Source organism: Flavobacterium sp. (genome assembly GCF_044368995.1).
Taxonomy (GTDB): Bacteria; Bacteroidota; Bacteroidia; order Flavobacteriales; family Flavobacteriaceae; genus Flavobacterium.
Genome location: NZ_JBIPMS010000122.1, coordinates 1 through 4833, shown reverse-complemented (window position 1 = coordinate 4833; position 4833 = coordinate 1). Strand labels below are relative to the sequence as shown.

The window sequence follows — 4833 nt, the reverse complement described above, 5'->3', positions numbered from 1 at the left end:
CTTTTGAATGATTCTAATTCTTCATTAGTAACAAATCTAACAGTTGCGCCTTTTATGAGAACATGGCGTTTAATTCTTCGCCCATCAGAATTTATCATACCACGCCAATTTCTAAAACTATCTGAAATTAAACTATAAGTAGGAATAGTGGAGGTAGTGTTGTCAAAATTTCTGACTTTAACTGTTGCCAAATTAATTTCTTCAACTTCGCCATCAGCACCAAATTTATCAACGGTAATCCAATCACCAATGCGAACCATATCGTTAACGGTTACTTGAATACTGGCTACAAAACCTAAAATTGTATCTCTAAAAACCAAAATAATTAACGCAGAAATTGATCCAAAAGCGGTTAATAACGCACTTTTCTTAGTATCAAAAAGCAATAAGATAATAGATAATAAGGCGTAAATCCATAATACAATCATAATTACTTGAATGTAGCTATCTATGGGTTTATCGTTATATTTTGGTAATGATTTTAAATAATCTTTTAACGAATTAAAGACACTTCGAACAATGTAAAGGGATAAAATAATAATGAAAATTTTTACACTTTTACCAAACAAATTTTCCCAATACACAAAATCGTCTAAAACAATTGGAAGTTTAATGCTTATAAAATATAGCGGTACTAAGTGTGCAATGTATTTAGCGGTTTTATTGGCTACTAAAAAATCGTCGAATGTTGATTTTGTATAGGTTGCTACAATAGCCAAGCCAATAATTAATATTTTTTTTGCTAAATAATCAATAGCATAAGCCAAAATCATTAATACTAATAAATTGACAAACAAATTTCCATACAAGGTAAAATCTGCACCAAAATCTAGTTTTTTTAATACTGGTTCTATAAGGTCGAAAACTTTCATAAATGAAAAAAATTATTTTTATTTTTGGAATATGCGAATTTTAAGCTTTTTAATTTAAGTACTTTCTATCTACCCAAAATGTTCCAAACGGAATAAATGAAGCTAATATAATGATACTAAAATCTTTAAATTTCCAGTTTTTTTCATCTTTTAATAAAAAGGCTAATATTATGTACAAAATAAATAAAATACCGTGAAGCATTCCGAATGGTTTTAGAATTAATTTATACGTATCAAAATAATTTGGTTTTAAAACCAACATATTAAAAATTAAAACTAAAAGAGAAATTCCTTCAAGTAGTGCTATTTTTTTAAACCAGTTTAACATTGTCGTTTATATTATATAATTCCTACAAAACTAAATAATGTTTAGCAATAATTACACTATTTAAGATAATTTTACATTTTATTAATGAATTATAATATACATTATGTAAAATAGATTATTTTGAAATAGGTATATAATAATAGAATAATTTGTTTAAATTTGGAATGTATTTACTACTCCTATCATGAAGAATACTTTTGCAGAAAATATTGTTGATTTTTTAAAACTATATGAGCCTTTTAAAACAGTAGCTTACAACGATTTATTTGATATTGCCTCACAAAGTGAAATTATTTATTTAGAAAAATCCAAACGATTATTTAAAATTAATGACGAATTACATCAGAATTTTTACATAGTACATTCTGGAATTATTCATTTAACAAAAATTATTGACGCACAAGAAACTTTAATTTCTAAGTGTTATGTAGGTTCCATTTTTGGGTTGCGCCCGTTTTTTGCGAAGAATAATTATTCGTTAAATTCAATTGCCAATGAAGATGCTGTAGTTTACGCTATTCCTATTGTATTATTCAAGCCTTTATTAGCAAAATATTCCAGCGTAATGGATTACTTTTTAGAAAGTTTTTCAGAACAAACAAAATCCACAGGGGAAAATTATCAGAATTTAAAAGCCATTTCAGAAGCTGGTTCTGAAACAGAGTTGACTGATTTTTCTTATTTTCAGGAATTAGATTTTGACAAAAATCCGCTTGTTGTACCAACCCATACAAGTATTTCTACAGTAGCTAAAAAAATGATGGACACCAATAAATCCTATGCTATTGTTACAAATAATGCACGAATAAATGGTTTAATTACAGATGCCGATTTTAGAAAAAAAATGGCGTTTGGAAATATAAATTTAGATGCCGATTGTACTACACTGATGCAACAAAACGTATCTATTGTAGAAGAAACTATATCCGTAGCGGAAGCACAATTATTACTTTTAAAAAATGAAACTAATTATTTGTGTGTTACTGAAGATGGTACAGAAAATACGCGTATAAAAGGTATTATTTCGGAACGAGATATTATAAAATCTCAATCAAATAATCCAGGGGTTTTACTTGATGAAATTAGAAATTCTAAAAATTTTGATGAATTAAAATATGTACATTCTAAGTATTTGTTTGTAATTCAGAATTCGTTTACCAAAAACATCCCGATATTTCATATAAATAATACCGTTGGAGGCGTTTTACATGCTATCATTCAACAAGGTATTAAATTATCTATTGAGAAATTGGGCTCACCTCCTGCTCGCTTTGTTTGGCTTTCCTTAGGTAGTCAAGCGCGAAAAGAGCAACTGGTTTTAAGTGATCAAGATAATTTAATTGTTTTTGAAAATGTTGCTGCCGATAAGCACCGTGATGTTAAATTTTACTTTGTACAATTGGCGAAATTAGTCATTTCAAACATGGAAGTTTTAGGTTATACACCTTGTCCAAATGAACATTTAGCAAGTAATATTAAATGGTGTAAATCGTTGTCTGATTTTACAACTATTTATACCAATTGTATAAAATCCCCAGGCGAAAATATGTCAGATTTCAATGGAATTTTCTTTGATTTCGAATATATTTATGGTGAAACAAAAATTAAAGATTCTCTAGAAATAGCGATTCATCAGAGTTTATCCAATAACACTTTGTTTTTTGATTATATTGGAAATCAAATTCTTAAGCTTCCACCCGCTTTGACTTTTTTCAAAAAATTTGCTGTGGAGGAAACGGGAAAACATAAAGAGTTATTTAATTTAAAAGAAAAAGGATTACAATTTTACATTGATGCCGCACGTATTTTTGCGTTAAGTCATAACTTAAAAGGTATAAATAATACTTTTTTACGATTTAAGCAAATGGCTATAATTGACCAAAAAAACGCTGAAAAATACCTTGATTTTGCTGAAAATTACATAAAACTACAAGAATTAAGAGCAAATGAAGGTATTATAAATGATAATGATGGTGCTTTTATTGATCCTAAAAAACTATCTAAAATCGATAAAGAAGAGATGAAAAAAGCCTTATTAGAAATTGAAGATGTTATTGATTTAATTAAAGCAAAATATAAATTAACCCAATTTTCATAAAAAATATGTTATCAAAATTATTCCATAAAGAATATCCTGAATTTTGGAAAAAATATTCTGAATCTTTTAAAAATCCAGCAATAAAATATGTAGTTATTAGCATGGAAACATCAGGTTTAGATACAGAAAAAGATGTGATAATGTCTATTGCAGCCACATCTATAGTAGAAAATAGAATTTTGTTAAAAGACTCTTTTGAAATTTATATTCAACATATCAAACCGCTAGATGCTAGTTTAGAAAATGATTTTATTACAGTAAGTAAAGTAAAAAAAGTGTCTGAAAATGTGGCAATTGAAACCTTAATTGAATATCTTGGAAATTCAATATTTATTGGTCACCGTATAGATTTTGATATTGAAATGCTAAACCAAGCCTTGAGTCGACTTAAATTAGGTAAACTTAAAAACGAGGCATACGACATCGAAGCTATGTTTAATAAATTATCAGAAACCAATAATAAAAAATATGCAATGGAAGAAATGAGTAAATTTCTTAATATTTCTATAAGCGATAGAAATTCTGTTGCTGATGATGCGTATTCGATAGCTATTTTATTTTTGAAATTGAAAAGTAAATTAGGAATTAAATAAAATTTCGTTTTCTATTTTAATACAAAAAGAGGCGCTTAATAGCACCTCATTTTTCTATGTAATTGAAATTATAACTTTTCGTTTTTAATTTCTTCAACAATTTCAGGATTTAAAAGCGTAGAAATATCTCCGAAATTAGAAAAATCACCTTCAGCAATTTTTCTTAAAATACGTCTCATAATTTTTCCAGAGCGCGTTTTTGGTAAACCCGATACAAATTGAATTTTATCTAATTTAGCAATCGGTCCCACTTGGTTTGAAATTAATTGATTGATTTCTTTTCTTAAATTATCTTGATTTCTTGTTTCTCCTGTTTCTTTCAAAATTACAAAACCATATAAAGCATTTCCTTTAATATCATGAGGAAAACCTACAATTGCACTTTCTGCAACAGCTGGATGTTCATTTATAGCATCTTCAATTGGCGCGGTTCCTAAATTATGTCCGGACACAATAATTACATCATCTACCCTACCCGTAATTCGGTAATATCCAACTTCATCGCGTAAAGCACCGTCTCCAGTAAAATATTTACCGGGAAAAGTTGAAAAATACGTGTCTTTATAACGTTGGTGATCACCCCAAATGGTTCTTGCCATTGATGGCCAAGGAAATTTAATACATAAACTACCTGTTACTTGGTTGCCTTCAATTTCGTTTCGTAATTCGTCCATTAAAACCGGTTGAATTCCTGGTAAAGGTAAAGATGCATACGTTGGTTTTGTTGGTGTTACAAAAGGAATTGGAGAAATCATAATTCCACCTGTTTCCGTTTGCCACCAAGTATCAACTAATGGGCAACGCTTCCCTCCTACGTGGTCGTTATACCAATGCCAAGCTTCTTCATTTATAGGTTCTCCAACAGATCCAATCACTTTTAAAGAACTTAATGGGAATTTTTGAACATAATCTAAATTTTCTTTGGCTAAAGCGCGAATGGCA

At 28.7% G+C, this 4833-nt stretch carries 5 protein-coding genes; 2 read left to right on the top strand and 3 right to left on the bottom strand.

Annotated features, from left to right (window positions below):
- Nucleotides 1-872, bottom strand: an 872-nt coding sequence (locus tag ACIQ2I_RS07920) for a mechanosensitive ion channel family protein (protein ID WP_396181882.1), incomplete at its 3' end; no start/stop codon positions are given.
- 49 nt (nt 873-921) lie between these two features.
- Entirely contained in the window at nt 922-1200 is a 279-nt protein-coding gene (locus tag ACIQ2I_RS07915; RefSeq protein WP_396181881.1) for a DUF3817 domain-containing protein, read from the bottom strand.
- 184 nt (nt 1201-1384) lie between these two features.
- Here ACIQ2I_RS07915 and ACIQ2I_RS07910 point away from each other — a divergent pair, with 184 nt between their 5' ends.
- Nucleotides 1385-3298, top strand: coding sequence for a DUF294 nucleotidyltransferase-like domain-containing protein (locus ACIQ2I_RS07910; protein WP_396181880.1), 1914 nt, complete (start codon nt 1385-1387; stop codon nt 3296-3298).
- Nucleotides 3299-3303: 5 nt separating this feature from the next.
- Nucleotides 3304-3891, top strand: coding sequence for a PolC-type DNA polymerase III (locus ACIQ2I_RS07905; protein ID WP_396181879.1), 588 nt, complete (start codon nt 3304-3306; stop codon nt 3889-3891).
- 68 nt (nt 3892-3959) lie between these two features.
- Here ACIQ2I_RS07905 and ACIQ2I_RS07900 read toward each other — a convergent pair.
- Nucleotides 3960-4833, bottom strand: an 874-nt coding sequence (locus ACIQ2I_RS07900) for an AMP-binding protein (protein WP_396181878.1), incomplete at its 5' end; no start/stop codon positions are given.